Source organism: Corynebacterium sp. LK14, from assembly GCF_008042215.1.
In the GTDB taxonomy this organism is placed as follows: domain Bacteria; phylum Actinomycetota; class Actinomycetes; order Mycobacteriales; family Mycobacteriaceae; genus Corynebacterium; species Corynebacterium striatum.
The window spans coordinates 169420-185583 of sequence record NZ_NOVQ01000016.1 but is presented as its reverse complement, the minus strand read 5'-3'; the positions used below and the strand labels follow the sequence as shown (position 1 = coordinate 185583).

Genomic DNA, 16164 nt, shown 5'->3' with positions numbered 1-16164 from the left:
GCAGTGTCGCAACCACAAATCGAGCTACCAAGGGTCTAGCGTAGACCTCTTGCAATTCTCTTCCTAATCTTGGGGTTTAGTCGTGAACTGGGGGTTTGTGTTTTATGTGCGCTAACTAATTCATTAACCCAATTACCTTTAGTGAAGATTTCCGCGGTATACGCCTCGCGTTAACCTGCCGTTAACCAAAGGGGTGGAGTGAGGACTCCACCCCAACTGACCTTTCCTAATTAGGACTCTGGTTAAGCCTCAATAGGCAACCACGCGTAGCCGTAGGGGCCTAACTCGACCGGACCCAGATCCACGGATTCCTCAGTGAAGTTGTGCAGGCACAACAAGCTGCCACGCTGGAACGCAAGAATGCCGGCCTCGCCGGTCTCGACAGCCTCGAAGGGCGCGGTGGCCAACTCCGGGAAAGCCTTGCGCTGTGCAATGAGTTCGCGAACGGTGTTGAGCAAGGAGGTTGGGTCATCCTTTTGCTCCGCCACGTTAACCTTCGTGCCGCCCACGATGGGGCGCCGCGGGTGCGGGGCAGTGGTGAACCCGGCGCCGTCGCCAGGTTCCCATTGCATAGGGGTGCGCACTGCGTCGCGGTCTGGCAGGGCAGGCGAATCGCCCATGCCAATCTCATCCCCGTAGTAGAGGAAAGGCGAGCCCGGCATGGTCAGCAACAGGGAGTAAAACAGCTCAATCTTGCGGCGGTCATTTCCCAGCAACGGAGCCAAGCGCCTAGCGATGCCCACGTGCGCGCGCATCTCGTCATCCGGCAGGTAATGGTGGTACATCAACTCGCGACGCGACTCGTTCACCATTTCCAGCGTGAGCTCGTCATGGTTGCGCAGGAAGGTGCCCCACTGGCAGCCCTCGGGCAGCTCCGGTATCTCCTCCATGATGTTGTAAATGGGGGTGGCGTCGCCAAGCGCAAGCGCCTCGTACAAACGCGGCATCAGCGGGAAATTGAACACCATGTGCACGCGGTTGCCCTTGCCGAAGAACTCCATGGTCTCTGCCGGAGGCTGGTTGGCCTCGGCGATCATGACAGCCTCGGGATAGTTCTCATCAACGAAAGTGCGCAACTTCTCAATGAACTCGAGGGTCTCGGGCAGCGACTCGCCGCCCGCTCCGTCGCGCTCGTAGAGGTATGGGATTGCGTCCAAGCGGAAGCCGTCCAGGTCCTTGTCCATCCAGAAGCGCACGATGTTGAAGACTTCCTCGTGCACCGCGGGGTTGTCGTAGTTGAGATCCGGCTGGTGCGAGTAGAAGCGGTGGAAGTAGTACTGCTGGCGCACCTCATCCCAGGCCCACGTAGAATCTTCCACGTCGGTGAAGATGATGCGGATTTCAGGATAGCGGTCTGGATCGTCGCCCCACACGTAGTAGTCGCCGTATGGGCCTTCGGGATCGCGGCGGGAGGCCTGGAACCACTCGTGCTCGGAGGAGGTGTGGATGAGCGCGAGGTCAGTCATGAGCCGCATGCCGCGGCTGTGAACCTCAGAGATGAGCTGCTCGAAGTCCTCCATGGTGCCGTAATCGGGGTGGATGGAGTAGTAGTCCGCGATGTCGTAGCCGTCATCTTTGAGCGGGGAGGCATAGAAAGGCGAAAGCCAGAGACAATCGACGCCGAGCCACTTTAGATAGTCAAGCTTTTCAATGATGCCTTGGAGCGTGCCCACGCCCTTGCCACCGGCTGCCTCGGGATTCCCGGTGGCGCCGGAGTCTTTGAAAGAGCCAACGAGGGCTTGGTAGAAGATGGCGTTCTGGTACCAACTCATCTGAGGTCCTTTCTTTTGGCGCGCCACAGGAGGTATTCAATACCGCAGAGCACAGCGGCGAGAATCCCCGGCCAGATGGCGGGCTCGGGTTGGAAGAGGTTGAGAATTGCTTGTGCGATGGCGAGAAAGGCGAAAAAGCCGACGAATCCTAGGGCAGTGTCCCACAAAAGTGCGTGGCGCATTAGCTGATTTTGAGGTTAAAAGCGGTTCCGTCCGAGAGCTTCACGCTGGTCACACCCTTCTTGAGAGCGGCAAACCCGGCGTTGAACTCCGTGGCACCGTCGGTACGTGCTGGGGTAAATTCGGCGACCTCAGGATTGCTGACTTCTGCGGTGAGCCCGTTGGATTCGGTGATGACGAGGTTTTCGCCGAGCTTTAGATCGATGGTCTGCCCCGAAAGCTCCGCGGGTCTCAAGATGACGGGGGCGGGTGCGCCGACGGCTTCGCTTCGTTCCACTGCGGTGCTTTTCTCCTCTTGAGATGGTGTGCACGCAGTGCCGGCCAATGCCATGCTTGCAGCCGCTGCGATAACTCCCAGGTGCTTCAGCATTAGGCCTTGACACCTCCGGCGGTCAGGCCGGCCACGATGCGGTGTTGGAAGATGAGAACCATGATGATGAGCGGAATGGTCACGAGTGCACCTGCTGCCATGGTGGCGGCGTACGGGTACTCGAAGGCAGAGGGGCCGGAGAAGCGTGCGATGGCCACGGTTACTGGTTCAGTGGAGTCGTTGGAGAGCTGACGAGCCAACATGAACTCATTCCACGTGGTGATGAATGCGATGATGGCGGTGGTAAACAGCGCCGGGGCAGCGAGCGGCAACAGTACGAGACGGAAGGCCTGGCCGCGCGAGGCGCCGTCGACGCGAGCGGCTTCCTCCAGTTCCCATGGAAGCTGACGGAAGAAGCTCAGCAGCGTGTAGACCGTCAACGGCAGTGCGAAGGAGATGTTCGGGATGATCATGGCGCGGTAGGTGCCGATCCAGTCCAGGTTGCCGAACATCTGGAACAGCGGGGTGACCAATGCGATGGCAGGGAACATCGAAGCCGCCAGGATGATGCCGGTGACGATTCCCTTGCCAGGGAAGTTGTAGCGGGCCAGAACGTAGGCGGTGAAGACACCCACTGCTACGGCGATGGCGGTGGTGGCCAACGAGATGGCCAGCGAGTTGCCGAGTGCCGCCAAGAAGTTGTTGCCCTTGTCAGTGGCCAGTGCGTCCTGGAAGTTTTCCATGGTGACGTGGGTCGGCCACGGGGTGGTGTCGAAGGTGTGGTCCTTGTGCCGCAGTGCCGTTACGACCATCCAGTAGAAGGGAGCCAAGCCCCAGAACATGATGAAGATGATGCCGGCGTAGTGTCCGAACTTTTTCATTACTGGACCGCCTTCCTATTCGAGCGCCGCTCATTGCCGGAGACATCAGCTCCCAGGAAGCGAACCAGGATGAAGGCAACGAGGAAGATGAGCAAGAAGATGAGAGTCGATAGTGCCGAGGCAGAATTGAAGTTGCCTTGGCGCATATCCTCAACCACCAGCTGGGAGATGGTGGCAGTGGGCGCGTTAGACGACGCCGAGATCATGATGACCGGAAGGTCGTACATGCGCAGTGCGTCGAGGGTACGGAACAAGATAGCCACCATGAGGGCGGGGCGCACCAGTGGCAACGTGATCTTGAAGAAGGTCTGGATGCGGCTCGCGCCGTCGACACGCGCGGCGTCATACACGTCCCGCGGAATCATTTGCAGGCCAGCCAAGATGAGCAGGGCCATGAATGGGGCGGTCTTCCATACGTCCGCGATAATGACGGCAAGACGGGCGTAGAACGGGTCCGTGGTCCAAGAAATATGGGTTCCCAGCAGGGAGTTCACGATGCCATCTGGGGCGAACATGAACTGCCACAACTTAGCCGTTACAGCCGTAGGAATAGCCCACGGCACCAGCACTGCTGCGCGGACAAGGCCGCGGCCCTTGTACTCACCATTCATGATGATGGCCATGAACATACCGAGGATGGTCTCCAACAACACGGTGACCACGGTGAAGAACAGCGTAATCTTTAGCGCCGGCCAGAAGTCCGTGGCGATAACGCCAGGAGGGCACTGCGAGATCTGCCCGGTGCCAGAAACACAACGGTTATTGATCCAGTACAGGTAGTTCTCAAGGCCGGCGAAACCGCCTTCCTCGAAAATGCCCGTCTTGGGGTTCAAGTGGCGATTTCCCTGGAAAGAAAGCCAGACAGCACGCAGGATGGGGTAGCCGATAACAACGGCTAGCACAATCAGTGCCGGTGCGATAAGGCCAGCGGCATTGAGGTTCTGCTTGCGCTTCATGGCTGTGGGAGTTGTTACTGCCACGCTGGGACGCCTTTCTGCAGTAAGTGATCAGGTTGGCTAAGAGTTTAACGGGTGTGCCGGACATCAAAGACAATGCGGGGCGTGTGCGAGCACACAAGCTCACTCACGCCCCGCATTCTCAGCTCTCTATCTACAAAGAGAACCTAGTTAAAAGGGACTGGTCTTTTAGCCCTGGGAAGCAGCCTCAATAGCAGCCTTCATGTCCTTGGTTGCGTCATCCACGGACTTGCCAGCGGTCAGCGCTGCGTAAGCGTTGTCCTGAACAGCCTTGGAGATTGCGGTGTAGAACGGGGAGACCGGACGCGGTGCGGCGTTTTCCAGGGACTCCTTGAGAGCCGGCAGGTACGGGAACTGCTCGATGAGGGCAGCGTCGTCGTAGACGGAAGCCAGAACCGGCGGGAAGGAAGCCTCAGCGAAGGACTTCTGGTTCTCCTCGTTGATGATGAACTTCATGAAGTCCAGCGCGGTGGCCTTCTTCTCGGAGTTGATGTTGATGCCGTTGTTGTAGCCACCCAGGGTGGAAACGCCAACGCCGTCCTTGCCTACCAGCGGCTGGACCTCGAACTTCACACCTTCATCCTCAGCGTTGGTGTACATGTACGGCCAGTTGATGGCGAAAGCGGTCTTGCCCTCGGTGAAGGCCAGGTTGGTCTCCTCCTCGGTAGCGGCGGTGGAATCCTTGGAGATGACGCCGTCCTTGTAGGCGTCGACAAGCGCCTGCAGACCAGCCTTGGACTCAGCCGAGTCTACGGAAGGAGTGCCGTCGTCAGCCAGAACGGAGCCGCCCCAGCCCTCCATGAAGCCTGCGGTATTTACGGTCAGGCCTTCGTACTGCTTGAGCTGTGTGGTCAGGCAGGAGGTGTCCTCCTTGAGCGCCTCGCAAGCAGTCTTGATGTCGTCGAACTTCTCTGGTGCTTTGTCAGCCAAGTCGGTGTTGCGGAAGAGGAGCTGGCCGTTGGTGTTCTGAGGCAGAGCGTAGAGGGTGTCGTTGTAGGTAGCGGACTCAACGGTGGACTCGAGTAGATCGGAGGTGTCAACCTCCAGATCGCCGGTCAGCGGAGCGAGCCACTGGTTTGCGGCGAACTCTGCGGTCCAGACGACGTCGAGTGCCATGACGTCGTAGTCAGAGTTGCCAGCCTGCAGGGACTGTACGAGGGTGTCGCGCTGAGCGTCTGCCTCGCCGGCGAGCTCCTTGAGGGTGACCTTCTCGTCAGGGTGCTCCTTGTTCCACTTCTCGATGACCGGCTGGATCTTGTCGGTGTCGTTCTTACCCATCGCGAAGGTGATGGGGCCGCGGCCGTCAGCGCCGTCGGCGGAACCGCTGGATGCGGAATCGGAGGAACCCTCGTCAGAGGAGGATGAGCAGCCTGCCAATACCAGCGCGAGAGCAGCGGTGGTGACAACGGCGCCCTTGCGGGCGGTGTGGAGGCTGGAACGAAGTACGGACTTCTTCATGGGCATTTCACCTTTCGGAAAACTTCTGGTGACTTAAAAATAAGTTAAAACGAGCACATCGCGCGGGGGTTTGACTTATTTCCCGGTCTGAGACCGTTATTTTTTCCGAAAGTCCCAGTAGAAAGACGCGGTCGGGGGTGAGATCCACCCCCAACGTCTTATTAGGAGTTAATGCGTTCGCCCGTTTCGGGGTCGAAGTGATGCGCTTTATTCGGGTCGAAAGATAGATGTACGCTGTCGCCGCGCTGTGGAGTGTGTGCTTTATCTGCGCGGGCGACGAAACGCTGGTTGCCAACGGTGACGTAGACATAAGACTCAGCGCCGAGTTCCTCGACGATGTCAACGATGCCGGAGATATCAGTCGGGGCTTCTGTGATGAGCATGTCCTCTGGGCGAACGCCGATGCGGTCTTCGTTGTAGTTGAAGATGTTCATAGCAGGCGAGCCGATGAAGCCAGCGACGAATTCGTTGACGGGGGCGTCGTAGAGCTCGCGTGGGGGAGCGACCTGCTGCAGGACGCCGTCCTTGAGCACAGCCACTCGGTCGCCCATGGTCATGGCCTCGACTTGGTCGTGCGTGACGTAGACGGTGGTGGTGCCCAGGCGCTGCTGCAGGCTGGCGAGCTCCGAGCGGGTCTGGACGCGTAGCTTCGCGTCCAAGTTGGACAGCGGCTCATCCATGAGGAAGACCTTGGGATTACGCACGATGGCGCGGCCCATGGCTACGCGCTGACGCTGACCGCCGGAGAGGTCCTTCGGCTTGCGGTCGAGGTACTCGGTCAGGCCGAGGGTGGCTGCGGCCTCGTCGACCTTCTTCTTAATCTCATCCTTAGGCGTCTTGGCGAGCTTGAGGGCAAAGCCCATATTCTCAGCTACGGAAAGGTGCGGGTAGAGGGCATAATTTTGAAAGACCATGGCGATATCGCGCTCGCCTGGTTCGAGGCCGGTGACGTCTTTATCGTCGATGAGAATGCGGCCGCTGGAGGTCGGCTCAAGACCTGCCAAGGAGCGCAGGGTGGTGGACTTTCCGCAGCCGGATGGGCCGACGAGCACCAGAAACTCACCATCTGCGATTTCCAGGTCAAGGTCCTTGACCGTGGGCTGGGCGGCGTTGGGGTAGGTGATGTTGACCTTCTCAAAAGTGACCTTTGCCATGCGCCTACACTAGCACCCCCCGTTAAATCGCCTATGCTGGTCGGCGCTATGAAAAAGCTTGCTCCACTCCTAGCTCTGCTCGTAGCCGGCTGTTCCGGTGCCGATACCGTAGATAACGCGGCTTCGTTTACCACTAACAATGCCGTTGGAGCTGTGGATGAACAGGCTCCGAACGCGGAAACATCAGGCGCCGCGTCTGTTTCGGAAAGACCGGAAACTACATCAAATTCAGCACCACGCGACACCACTTTCAGCAAGATCTTCGGTGAGCAAGCTGAAGCTGCCGGGGTCCGCGACTATTTAGAAAACCACGGCAAGTTCGACACTGCATTAATGAAAGACAGTCTGAATGCTGCGGGCCTTCAGCTTTCCGATGCTGAGGTTACCGAGTACGGGCAATGGGTATGCGAGTGGGTAGACCCGAGAATTCGTTACACGGTGGCTATGGAAGGAAACGGCGACTCACTGCAGGGCGATCTGCGTGGGACGCATGACCTCCTCATTAAGGACACCGTCGAATGGTTGCCGGGGCAGCGCGGCATAACTGTATCCCCTGAGCAGGTAGAAAAAGCCCTGCCGCAGGCGGTGTTGACCACCTGTCTTGATGAAAAGGGCAAGCAGGAAATCCTGGATAAGCCTGGCTGGTTCTAGTGTGGGCGGGGTGGTTATGCGCATTAGCTAGTGTCAGCCGGGGCTGCTTTTAGGTGGCGGGTAATCTCGGTGGCATGACAGCTCCACTTGATATTGAACGCATTCGTACCGCGCTAGCTGATGACTTCGCTGTAATTGATTACGTAGAGCAGACCGGTTCAACCAACACGGACCTCATGCAGGCGGAAAACGTCGCTGATGGCACCGTGCTGTTGGCCAACGAGCAGGTCTCCGGCAAAGGCCGCTTGGGCCGTACTTGGGTTAGCCCGGCGGGCTCACAGCTGATTCTTTCGGTGCTCATCCTTCCCGAGGCCCTTGAGTACCTCGGCACTTTGCCGCTCGCTTCTGGTTTGGCGGTCACCGATACGGTTGAGGGCTCCGTGCTTAAGTGGCCAAATGACGTCCACATCGACGGCAACAAGCTTTGCGGCATTCTCGCCGAAGCTGGCCCAGTGGGCGCTGCCTTCAAGTCCGTGCCGAAGACTGAGTTTAATAAGGCGGAGGTTAACAAGGCTGAGGTCGCCCCGAAGACCGAAGCAGGAGCTACGCTGTCTGCACGCGTTGTCGTGGGCATGGGTCTGAACGTCACCTTGACCCGCGAGCAGCTGCCCATCGAGAAGGCCACGTCCTTGGCCCTCGAAGGCCGCGACACCGACCGCACCGAGCTGGCAATTGCTTTACTGAAGAACTTGCGCCGCCGCATCACCCAGTGGGAGAACCAGGATCCACAGCTGATGGCTGACTACCGCAGGGTCTGTTCTTCCATCGGCCAGGAAGTTCGTCTTGAGGCACCGACTGGCGACGTCGTCGGTGTCGTCGAAGGCATCGCCGACGACGGACGCATCAACGTCGGCGGGGAGTACTACTCCGCCGGCGACGTCACACACCTGCGCCCGGTCCAGTAGCGACTCGTTGCCGCGCCGCGTGGAGTGGCGGGGCGTTTTAAAGCACAACTTTTAAAGCACAATTTGCCAAATAGGGCCCGCCGCAGAGCGTGGTAGGCATTACTATTTGGCAAATTGCGTCTATTTAGCAACCTCCTGGCTGATGTAGTCACCGAACAGGCGGGTGGAGTCGGCCAGCGCCAGCGCTGCGACGAGCATGACCACCACTGCGATGGTCACCGGGTTGAGGGCAGTGGACAGGCCGCAGATGAGGCCGAGCGCGAGGGCGGCGAAGAAGTAGGCGATTTCGCGCTGCGAGATTTCCGAGGACCGCAGGCGGATGATGGACAACACCCCAAACAGGCCCAGTCCGATGCCCATGGAGACTTCCGCGGAGGTGAGCATCGTGGAGACACCGAGCACACCGATGTTGACGCCGATGAAGGCAACGACAAGGTCAGCGCGGTGGTGGCGGGGGAAGTATACAGCGAAAACAAGGGTGAGGATGGCGGCAATGTCGACGGCCATCATGAGCGCGGTGGTGGTCATAAGGGGATCTCCTCTTCAATCAGTGGTGTGCTGTCGGAGACGAGTATCGAAGACCAAATTGTGGGAAAGCTTTTGAAAATGTGGGATTAGGTGTGAAGTATCCGCACAGTTAGCCCGAGAGTTCGCTGAATGGTTCCTGTGGGGGGGCGGGCTCCTGCAAGTTCCCGCTCCGGAATGCTTTGGCCCCACCTACGCCATGCTTGCCGACGCCGTCGCCTCCTGCGGGTATCATGCACCCCTATGGGATTGATGAAGATGGGCCGCGGCGAAGTCGTCCGCGTAGATATGACCGCGCCGTACCGTGCGCTCCTTTTCCCATTTCTCGAGCTCATCCTCATCACCGGCCTGGCCTGGATGGCCATCGGCTGGGCGGATTCTTATGGCCTTGACGTCAATCTTCGCAACGGCATCGTGGGCCTGTGGGCGGTACTTTCCCTCTGGCGCTTTGGCCTGCCGCTGTACCGCACGCGGCGCCGGCGCTTCATCGTGACCAACCTGCGCGTCATCGCGCGCGAGGGCAGCCACGTGGACTCGATCCCACTGCGGGATATTCGCGGCGCTAGACGCCGCCGCGGCGGCATCTCCCTCGCTATCCACGGCTACGAGCGCCCGATGTACTTCCCTTCCATCCCCAAGGCCAAGCGCGTGGAGGAGATCCTCAACGAGCAGGAGCTCTTCTAATTCTTAACCTCTGTGGCGTGCAGCTGGTGGTCCAGATCCTCAGGAGCCAGGTTGGCTTGGCCAAACTCTTGGGTCAGCGGCAGGCGCATTTCGAGGTCGGTGCCGGGGCATAGCTCGATGGTGGCGTGGTCCACAACGTAGTCCAGGACGTGTCCGCCGGAGGTGCGATCGGCGTCGATAAAGTGCACGTGGCAGCCCGGCACCGAGATTCCCTTTTCAAAGACCGGAGTGCGGAAGCCGCCGATGATGCCCTCGACATCGGTGAAGTGCAGCTCCTTATCGCCGCCCACGGCCTCGGCCATTGGGGGATAGGGCTTGGACTGCTTGACCACGGTGCGGGTGGTCACCGAGCGGAAGCGGCCCGAGATTCGCACGGCATACATGTAATTCGCGGAGGGCTGAATCTCATCCACGAAAGCTGAAAGCTCGGAGCGCAGCATGCCCTGCGGCGCCTCGACCTTGATGCGCGGCACAAAGTTCGTAGCCACCGCAAAGGGTGTTCCCTGATCCAGGTCCGCGATGGTGGCAGTTCCGTCGCCGCGCAGCTGGTAACACACGCCGTCGAGGATGATCATCTCGCCATCGAGGGCGTCGAACGTGCCGATGCCGAAGTTACCCTTGCCGAGTAGCTCGCCGATGGTCATCTCACCGTCATAGATGCCGTCGAGAAGGGCCGTCATGAGGGAGTTTTGGAAGATAGTATGCCGGACGATCATAGCCTTAAGGCTAGTATTGGACAGGTGAGTCAACAAGCAAAGCCCATCGTTACCGTTTTTGGCGACGGCCAGCTCGCACGCATGTTGCAGCCGGCAGCCGCTGAGCTAGACATCCATTTGCGCATCCTCGCCTCCTCCGGCGAGCAGTCCGCAGCGCAGGTCATCCCGGACGTTGTCCTGGGGGATTACCACGACTACGACACTCTCGTCGGCGCGTCCCAGGACGCGGACGGCCTGACTTTCGAGCACGAGCACGTGCCTACCGAGCATGTGCAGGCGCTTATCGACGCCGGATACAATGTCCAGCCCCAGCCTTCTGCACTGTTGTACGCGCAGGACAAGTTGCTCATGCGCCAGAAGCTCGCGGAGCTGGGTGCACCAGTCCCGCGTTTTGCCGCGATTGAAACCGTGGCAGATGCGCTGGATTTCTTCGGACTCGTCGAGGGCCGTGTGTGCTTGAAGGCCCGCCGCGGTGGCTACGACGGCCACGGCGTGTGGTTCCCTGAAGCGCATGAGCTGGAGTCATTGGTTGCCAAGCTGCTTGATGCGGGCACACCCCTCATGGCAGAGGAGAAGGTCACGCTGACCCGCGAGCTTTCCGTGCTCGTTGCCCGCCGCCCTTCCGGCGAAGTGAAGGCTTGGCCGATCACCGAGTCCGTGCAGCGCGACGGTATCTGCGCCGAGGCTTTCGCCCCCGCGCCGGGGCTGAGCCCTGAGCTGGCAGAGCGTGCTGCTAAGGTCGGCGAACTCGTGGCCGCGCAGCTCGGCGTCACGGGCGTCTTGGCGGTTGAGCTCTTCGCGTTTAATACTGATGCCGGTGAAGACATCGCCGTCAACGAGCTGGCCATGCGCCCGCACAACACCGGCCACTGGACCCAGGATGGCTCAGTGACCTCGCAGTTTGAGCAGCACCTGCGCGCGGTCTTGGACCTGCCGCTGGGCGCTACCGATCCGCTGGCGCCTATCACCGTCATGGCCAACGTGCTGGGCGGCCCTGCCGACCCAGAAATGCCGATGCGGCAGCGCGTGCGCGAAGTGATGGAGCGCTACCCGCAGGCCAGGATTCACCTGTACGGCAAGGACTATCGCGCCGGCCGTAAGATTGGCCACGTCAACGTCGTGGGCACGGATGTGGCTAAAACCCGCCGCATCGCTGCCGATGCCGCACACTTCCTCGTCCACGCTGAGTGGGCCGAAGCTTAAGGAGATTTTATGGAACCGCAGGTTGGCCTGATTATGGGCTCCGATTCCGACTGGCCCACCGTCAAACCCGCAGCCGAGGTGCTCGCGGAGTTCGGCGTGCCTTTCGAGGTGGGCGTGGTCAGCGCGCACCGCACCCCGGAGAAGATGCTGGCTTATGCCAAGTCCGCGCACGAGCGTGGCCTCAAGGCCATCATCGCCTGTGCGGGCGGCGCGGCGCACCTGCCGGGCATGGTTGCGGCGGCTACTCCGCTGCCGGTTATCGGCATCCCGCGTGCGCTTAAGGAGCTCGACGGTATGGACTCGCTGCTGTCCATCGTGCAGATGCCGGGCGGCGTGCCGGTTGCGACCGTGTCCATCGGCGGCGCAAAGAACGCCGGCCTGCTGGCCGTGCGCATCCTCGGTGCTGGCGATCCTGCCCTGGTGCAGAAGATGGCAGAGTACCAAGAGAACATGGCCGCCGAGGTCGAACAGAAGGACGCGAACCTGCGCGCGAAGCTTCTCGGCGAGTAGGGGCCGCGATTGCCTCCTGCAGTAAATGCACGTTTGACCGTAGAGCCAGCTCTCGGTCAAACGTGCGGCAGTCGGCTAGCTCTTGGTCAAACGCGCGGCAGTCGAGACGCGGGGAATGTAGGTTGTCGGGACCTTGACGCCCGTGGGGGTGGCGTTGTGCGCGATGGCCGCGGTCAGTTGTTGTACCGCTAGGCGGCCAAGCGCCGCCATATCTTGGTCCACCACAGAAATGGGGACCGGCTGCAGGCGGAAGAAGTTGAGGTCGTCGAATCCGACCAATGCGATATCCGTACCAATACGCTTGCCCGCGTTGTAGCAGGCCTCCAGTGCACCGGCGGTCATCATGGAATCGCCCGCGACGATAGCCGTGACGTCCTTTTCAAAGAGCTCCAGCGCTCCGACGTAACCGTCCTTGCGGCGAAAGCCACCCCGCGCATAGAAGGTACTGACCTCGCTGGTCGCGCCGCGAAAAACCTTGAGTCGCTGCCGGCCCGTGGACGTTTGCTGAGGCCCCGGGATGTAGCCGATGCGCTCGTGGCCCTTCTGCCGCAGCTGGGTCAGCGCGGCGAACATGCCGGGCCGTGGATCGGAGGCCACGGCAGGGAAGGGGGGCTAGCTCGCGGTCAATGAGCAGAAGCGGGCGGGACTTCGCGGCCTCGTTGAGAGCGGCCTCTGCACCTTCGACGGGGACGGTGATGATGCCGTCGACTTGGCGCCAGGTCAGGGCATCGAGAGCCTTGGCCAGGCGCTCCGGGGATTCCGAACACGTGGTCATGATTGCGGCGATTCCCTCGCGTTCGGCCTCGGCCTCGATGGCGGCGGCGATGAGCGCGAAGTATGGGTCGGCAAGGTTGGGGATGACCACACCGATGGCGTCGGAGCGGGAGCCGCGCAGCGCGCGGGCCTGGGCATTTGGGCGGTAGCCGAGCTTTTCCGCGGCGTCTTTGACCTTTTTCGTGGTGGCCTGCGAAATGGCCGGATGGTTGGCCAATGCGCGCGAGACGGTGGAGATGGACACTCCTGTGGCCGCGGCGAGGTCCTTCAGAGTCGGTGTGGCCACGGTGTCCTTCCTGGATTAAGCTCGTGCTTTATGTCCGGACCTATCTTAGTCCCCCTGTTGGTATTGGGAGCTCGCGTCCAAGGCGGCGTGCCAGGTCCTATGCTCGAGCGTCGCCTTGAGCGCGCATTTTTGCTGTGGCGCGGGCAGGACATCATCGTGTCCGGACGCGGAGAAGCCGAGGTGATGGAGGCTTATCTCATTGGCAGGGGAGTGCCAGCCGAGAAAATTATCGTCGAGCCCAACGCCACGAGTACCAACGAAAATTTGGAGAACTCCCTCGCGCTGTACCGCGCGCCCTACTTTGATGTGGTCACCAGTGACTTTCATGCCTTGCGGACCAAGCTGTGGTCGTGGCACCTGGGAATTCCCGTGCGCGTGCACTCTGCCTTTACGCCGTGGGAGCTGAAGCCGGAGAACTATCTGCGCGAAGTCTTGGCCACCCCGCATTCGGCCGCGCGCATCATTTGGCGGAGGATTTGCGCTGCTGTGTATGACCAGTAGCACCTAAAAGTAGATTTCAGGGATATCATTATGCAAGTTTATGCAAACGATTGACTGGCCCTTGAGCTGCGACTTAACCTAAAACCCGTAGTGAGTTACACACGGAAGAAAGGGCAATAGGTTATGACCAGAACGGCTAGACCGAGCAGCTCTGCACCTGTGTACCGAATGGCACACGGTGCATACATGGCGGAAATCGCCAGCCTAGGCGGCGGCATTAAGGCGCTGACCTACAACGGTGAACCTCTTGTGGAAACCTACGAAGGCCTGCCTCCGATGTGCGCCGGCGTGGTTCTTGCACCATGGCCAAACCGCACAGAAGACGGCTGCTTCACTTGGCGCGGGACTAAGCACTTAGTCCCCGTCAACGAGCCCGAGCGCAGCAACGCCAACCATGGCTTCGTCCTCGACGCAGCCTGGGATCTGGTTTACTACGCCACCGACCGCGTGCAACTCACCACCCGCATCGAGGAACCGTGGCCGTGGCCTACCCAACTCATAGCCACCTACACCCTCGACGCAGCCGGCTTATCCGCCCACTTCGAGGCCAGCGCCGAAGGGCCCGCCCCGTTCGCGTTCGGCCTGCACACCTATCTCTCGGCACGCGGCGCGGCTGCCGACGCCTCCGAACTGACCCTCCCCGTCACCGAGCACCACCTGCTGGACGCCCGGAACTTGCCGACGGGTGAGGTAGAAGAGGTCATCGTCAAGCGCCAGCGCATTGCCGAAGTGGAATGGGATGACTGCTTCCACGGGCATGGACCACTGACCGCGGAGTATGTCTCGGCGGGCAAGGGCGTGCGCCTAGAGATGGGGCAGGGGCTGGATTGGGTCCAGATGTACACTCCGGCAGATTACCCAGGGCGCGGGCGTGCCCTGGCGGTGGAGCCCATGAGCGCTCCGCCAAACGCACTGCGTAGCGGCACAGACGTGGCCGTTCTCAACGCACATCAACCGATTGCCTACGAGCTTCGCTTGAGCGCAATCTAATAAAAGAAAGCTCTTGAAATGGAACCTTCAGTATTGAGACTCGACGCAACCTGGGTGGATTATCTGCTCGTTGCTTTGTACTTCCTCTTTGTCTTGGGAATTGGCTGGGCTGCAAAAGCCCGCGTTTCCTCCTCCATTGACTTCTTCCTCTCGGGCCGCGGTTTGCCGGCTTGGGTGACTGGCCTGGCGTTCGTCTCTGCGAACCTCGGTGCGGTGGAAATCATCGGTATGTCTGCAAATGGCGTGGAATACGGTTTCCAGACCATGCACTACTTCTGGATCGGCGCCATCCCGGCCATGGTCTTCCTAGGCATCGTGATGATGCCGTTCTACTACGGCTCCAAGGTGCGTTCCGTGCCGGAGTTCATGCGCAGGCGCTTCGGCAACGCGGCACACCTGGTCAACGCGATTTCCTTCGCCTTGGCACAGCTGCTCATCGCCGGTGTGAACCTGTACCTGCTGGCCACCATCGTTGAAGCCCTGCTGGGCTGGCCGATGTGGGTCGCGCTCCTTGTCGCTGGCCTCATCGTTTTGTCCTACATCACCCTGGGCGGCCTGTCCGCAGCCATCTACAACGAGGTTCTACAGTTCTTCGTCATCGTTGCTGCTCTGGCACCATTGACCATCATCGGCCTCAACCGCGTCGGCGGCTGGCAGGGCCTGAAGGATTCCGTTATTGCGGAATCCCACTTCCACACCTGGCCGGGCACAGACATTTCCGGCTTTGAGAACCCAGTCTGGTCCGTCATCGGTATCGTACTGGGCTTGGGCTTCGTCCTCTCCTTCGGTTACTGGACCACCAACTTTGTCGAGGTACAGCGCGCCATGGCTTCGGAGTCCATCTCCGCAGCCCGCAAGACCCCAATCATCGGCGCTTTCCCGAAGATGTTCGTGCCCTTCCTCGTGGTTATCCCGGGCATGGTGGCTTCCGTTTCCGTCGCTGACCTCATGGAAGAGCGCGCTGAGCCAAACGACGCCATCCTGCTGCTCATGCGCGACCTTCTTCCGAACGGCCTCCTCGGCGTGGCCATCGCTGGCCTGCTGGCCTCCTTCATGGCTGGCATGGCCGCAAACATCTCGGCCTTTAACACCGTTATTTCTTATGACATCTGGCAGACCTACGTGGTCAAGGACCGCGAGGATGACTACTACCTGAAGTTCGGCCGCATCGCGACCGTCGTCGCCACCGGCGTGGCCGTCTTTACCGCCCTTTTGGCCCAGAACTTCGGCAACGTCATGGATTACCTGCAGACGCTGTTCGGCTTCTTCAACGCCCCGCTGTTCGCAACGTTCATCCTCGGTATGTTCTGGAAGCGCATGACTCCGCACGCCGGTTGGTCCGGCTTGGTTGCAGGTACCGCATCTGCAATTACCTTCTGGTACATCGCAACCTTTACCGACGCAACGGCTTCCATCTTCAACCTTCCTGGCCAGGGCACGGCATTCGTGGCCGCTGGCGTGGCCTTTACGGTGGATATCATCGTCTCCGTCATCGTCACCATGTTTACCCAGCCCAAGCCAGACGAAGAGCTCGTCGGCTTCGTATCCTCGGTTACCCCGAAGGACCACTTCGAGGACTACACCGAGAAGAACCTGCCGTGGTACAAGCAGACCGTCCCGCTGGGCGTCATCTGCCTGGTTATTGCCGTCGGCCTGAACGTCATCTTCGCCTAAAGGAGCATCAATC

18 protein-coding genes and 1 pseudogene are annotated in these 16164 nt (G+C 60.2%); 8 read left to right on the top strand and 11 right to left on the bottom strand.

Annotated features, from left to right (window positions below; all coding sequences use genetic code 11):
• Positions 1 to 242: 242 nt before the first annotated feature.
• The 7 genes from treS to CHU71_RS10140 all read right to left on the bottom strand — a co-directional run bounded on the left by treS (position 243) and on the right by CHU71_RS10140 (position 6732).
• Positions 243 to 1772 carry a maltose alpha-D-glucosyltransferase gene (gene treS / locus CHU71_RS10170; RefSeq protein WP_147760987.1) on the bottom strand — a complete coding sequence of 510 codons (1530 nt, stop codon included), beginning with the start codon at positions 1770 to 1772 and terminating at the stop codon, positions 243 to 245.
• The gene (locus tag CHU71_RS10165) at positions 1769 to 1954 is read right to left on the bottom strand and encodes a hypothetical protein (protein WP_005528030.1); all 186 of its coding nucleotides are present in this window, start codon (positions 1952 to 1954) and stop codon (positions 1769 to 1771) included. Before CHU71_RS10165 ends, treS begins: the two co-directional genes overlap by 4 nt.
• Complete coding sequence (locus tag CHU71_RS10160) at positions 1954 to 2322, bottom strand: hypothetical protein (RefSeq protein ID WP_110333539.1); 369 nt, start codon at positions 2320 to 2322, stop codon at positions 1954 to 1956. The genes CHU71_RS10165 and CHU71_RS10160 overlap by 1 nt, the downstream gene beginning before the upstream one ends.
• Positions 2322 to 3143: a carbohydrate ABC transporter permease gene (locus CHU71_RS10155; RefSeq protein ID WP_147760986.1), complete on the bottom strand. Its 822-nt coding sequence runs from the start codon at positions 3141 to 3143 to the stop codon at positions 2322 to 2324. Before CHU71_RS10155 ends, CHU71_RS10160 begins: the two co-directional genes overlap by 1 nt.
• Entirely contained in the window at positions 3143 to 4099 is a 957-nt protein-coding gene (locus CHU71_RS10150; protein ID WP_034656551.1) for a carbohydrate ABC transporter permease, read from the bottom strand. Before CHU71_RS10150 ends, CHU71_RS10155 begins: the two co-directional genes overlap by 1 nt.
• A 189-nt stretch (positions 4100 to 4288) precedes the next feature.
• The gene (locus tag CHU71_RS10145; protein WP_034656552.1) at positions 4289 to 5578 is read right to left on the bottom strand and encodes an ABC transporter substrate-binding protein; all 1290 of its coding nucleotides are present in this window, start codon (positions 5576 to 5578) and stop codon (positions 4289 to 4291) included.
• 161 nt (positions 5579 to 5739) lie between these two features.
• A complete protein-coding gene (locus CHU71_RS10140; RefSeq protein WP_147760985.1) occupies positions 5740 to 6732 on the bottom strand; it encodes an ABC transporter ATP-binding protein in 993 nt (330 codons plus the stop codon).
• 48 nt (positions 6733 to 6780) lie between these two features.
• On the opposite strand from CHU71_RS10140, the gene CHU71_RS10135 reads away from it, so the two are divergent.
• Entirely contained in the window at positions 6781 to 7383 is a 603-nt protein-coding gene (locus CHU71_RS10135) for a hypothetical protein (RefSeq protein ID WP_147760984.1), read from the top strand.
• A 74-nt stretch (positions 7384 to 7457) separates the two neighbouring features.
• Positions 7458 to 8288, top strand: a complete 831-nt coding sequence (locus CHU71_RS10130) for a biotin--[acetyl-CoA-carboxylase] ligase (protein WP_147760983.1) — start codon at positions 7458 to 7460, stop codon at positions 8286 to 8288.
• 120 nt (positions 8289 to 8408) lie between these two features.
• Here the strand turns inward: CHU71_RS10130 and CHU71_RS10125 are convergent, their stop codons facing one another.
• Positions 8409 to 8816 carry a DUF4956 domain-containing protein gene (locus tag CHU71_RS10125; protein ID WP_052953218.1) on the bottom strand — a complete coding sequence of 136 codons (408 nt, stop codon included), beginning with the start codon at positions 8814 to 8816 and terminating at the stop codon, positions 8409 to 8411.
• Between the two features lie 240 nt (positions 8817 to 9056).
• Here CHU71_RS10125 and CHU71_RS10120 point away from each other — a divergent pair, with 240 nt between their 5' ends.
• Positions 9057 to 9497 (top strand): hypothetical protein, encoded by a 441-nt coding sequence (locus CHU71_RS10120; RefSeq protein ID WP_005528042.1) that lies wholly within the window; start codon positions 9057 to 9059, stop codon positions 9495 to 9497.
• Here the strand turns inward: CHU71_RS10120 and budA are convergent.
• Positions 9494 to 10213, bottom strand: coding sequence for an acetolactate decarboxylase (gene budA, locus CHU71_RS10115; protein ID WP_147760982.1), 720 nt, complete (start codon positions 10211 to 10213; stop codon positions 9494 to 9496). The two genes, CHU71_RS10120 and budA, sit on opposite strands and share 4 nt — an antisense overlap.
• Between budA and CHU71_RS10110 the strand changes: the two genes are divergently transcribed.
• Together CHU71_RS10110 and purE are read left to right on the top strand one after the other, a co-directional pair.
• Positions 10199 to 11416 (top strand): 5-(carboxyamino)imidazole ribonucleotide synthase, encoded by a 1218-nt coding sequence (locus CHU71_RS10110; RefSeq protein ID WP_147760981.1) that lies wholly within the window; start codon positions 10199 to 10201, stop codon positions 11414 to 11416. The genes budA and CHU71_RS10110 overlap by 15 nt on opposite strands.
• A 9-nt stretch (positions 11417 to 11425) precedes the next feature.
• Positions 11426 to 11926: a 5-(carboxyamino)imidazole ribonucleotide mutase gene (gene purE / locus CHU71_RS10105; protein WP_147760980.1), complete on the top strand. Its 501-nt coding sequence runs from the start codon at positions 11426 to 11428 to the stop codon at positions 11924 to 11926.
• 75 nt (positions 11927 to 12001) lie between these two features.
• Here purE and CHU71_RS13080 read toward each other — a convergent pair whose 3' ends face one another.
• Together CHU71_RS13080 and CHU71_RS13075 are read right to left on the bottom strand one after the other, a co-directional pair.
• Entirely contained in the window at positions 12002 to 12499 is a 498-nt protein-coding gene (locus tag CHU71_RS13080; RefSeq protein ID WP_255456435.1) for a substrate-binding domain-containing protein, read from the bottom strand.
• A gap of 85 nt (positions 12500 to 12584) precedes the next feature.
• Positions 12585 to 12944: pseudogene (locus tag CHU71_RS13075) on the bottom strand (LacI family DNA-binding transcriptional regulator); the annotation flags it as partial.
• A gap of 72 nt (positions 12945 to 13016) precedes the next feature.
• Between CHU71_RS13075 and CHU71_RS10095 the strand changes: the two are divergent.
• The 3 genes from CHU71_RS10095 (at position 13017) to CHU71_RS10085 (ending at position 16151) form a co-directional block, all read left to right on the top strand.
• Positions 13017 to 13487, top strand: coding sequence for a YdcF family protein (locus CHU71_RS10095; protein ID WP_070420863.1), 471 nt, complete (start codon positions 13017 to 13019; stop codon positions 13485 to 13487).
• Between the two features lie 168 nt (positions 13488 to 13655).
• Positions 13656 to 14477: an aldose 1-epimerase family protein gene (locus tag CHU71_RS10090; protein WP_147760979.1), complete on the top strand. Its 822-nt coding sequence runs from the start codon at positions 13656 to 13658 to the stop codon at positions 14475 to 14477.
• Between the two features lie 18 nt (positions 14478 to 14495).
• Positions 14496 to 16151 carry a sodium:solute symporter family protein gene (locus tag CHU71_RS10085; protein ID WP_147760978.1) on the top strand — a complete coding sequence of 552 codons (1656 nt, stop codon included), beginning with the start codon at positions 14496 to 14498 and terminating at the stop codon, positions 16149 to 16151.
• The last annotated feature ends 13 nt before the right edge of the window (positions 16152 to 16164 follow it).

Coding starts and splice junctions, on each gene's coding strand:
- treS (WP_147760987.1), bottom strand. CDS start 1,772: ATGAGTTGGTACCAGAACGCCATCTTCTACCAAGCCCTCGTTGGCTCT.
- CHU71_RS10165 (WP_005528030.1), bottom strand. CDS start 1,954: ATGCGCCACGCACTTTTGTGGGACACTGCCCTAGGATTCGTCGGCTTT.
- CHU71_RS10160 (WP_110333539.1), bottom strand. CDS start 2,322: ATGCTGAAGCACCTGGGAGTTATCGCAGCGGCTGCAAGCATGGCATTG.
- CHU71_RS10155 (WP_147760986.1), bottom strand. CDS start 3,143: ATGAAAAAGTTCGGACACTACGCCGGCATCATCTTCATCATGTTCTGG.
- CHU71_RS10150 (WP_034656551.1), bottom strand. CDS start 4,099: ATGAAGCGCAAGCAGAACCTCAATGCCGCTGGCCTTATCGCACCGGCA.
- CHU71_RS10145 (WP_034656552.1), bottom strand. CDS start 5,578: ATGAAGAAGTCCGTACTTCGTTCCAGCCTCCACACCGCCCGCAAGGGC.
- CHU71_RS10140 (WP_147760985.1), bottom strand. CDS start 6,732: ATGGCAAAGGTCACTTTTGAGAAGGTCAACATCACCTACCCCAACGCC.
- CHU71_RS10135 (WP_147760984.1), top strand. CDS start 6,781: ATGAAAAAGCTTGCTCCACTCCTAGCTCTGCTCGTAGCCGGCTGTTCC.
- CHU71_RS10130 (WP_147760983.1), top strand. CDS start 7,458: ATGACAGCTCCACTTGATATTGAACGCATTCGTACCGCGCTAGCTGAT.
- CHU71_RS10125 (WP_052953218.1), bottom strand. CDS start 8,816: ATGACCACCACCGCGCTCATGATGGCCGTCGACATTGCCGCCATCCTC.
- CHU71_RS10120 (WP_005528042.1), top strand. CDS start 9,057: ATGGGATTGATGAAGATGGGCCGCGGCGAAGTCGTCCGCGTAGATATG.
- CHU71_RS10110 (WP_147760981.1), top strand. CDS start 10,199: ATGCCGGACGATCATAGCCTTAAGGCTAGTATTGGACAGGTGAGTCAA.
- budA (WP_147760982.1), bottom strand. CDS start 10,213: ATGATCGTCCGGCATACTATCTTCCAAAACTCCCTCATGACGGCCCTT.
- purE (WP_147760980.1), top strand. CDS start 11,426: ATGGAACCGCAGGTTGGCCTGATTATGGGCTCCGATTCCGACTGGCCC.
- CHU71_RS13080 (WP_255456435.1), bottom strand. CDS start 12,499: ATGTTCGCCGCGCTGACCCAGCTGCGGCAGAAGGGCCACGAGCGCATC.
- CHU71_RS10095 (WP_070420863.1), top strand. CDS start 13,017: ATGTCCGGACCTATCTTAGTCCCCCTGTTGGTATTGGGAGCTCGCGTC.
- CHU71_RS10090 (WP_147760979.1), top strand. CDS start 13,656: ATGGCACACGGTGCATACATGGCGGAAATCGCCAGCCTAGGCGGCGGC.
- CHU71_RS10085 (WP_147760978.1), top strand. CDS start 14,496: ATGGAACCTTCAGTATTGAGACTCGACGCAACCTGGGTGGATTATCTG.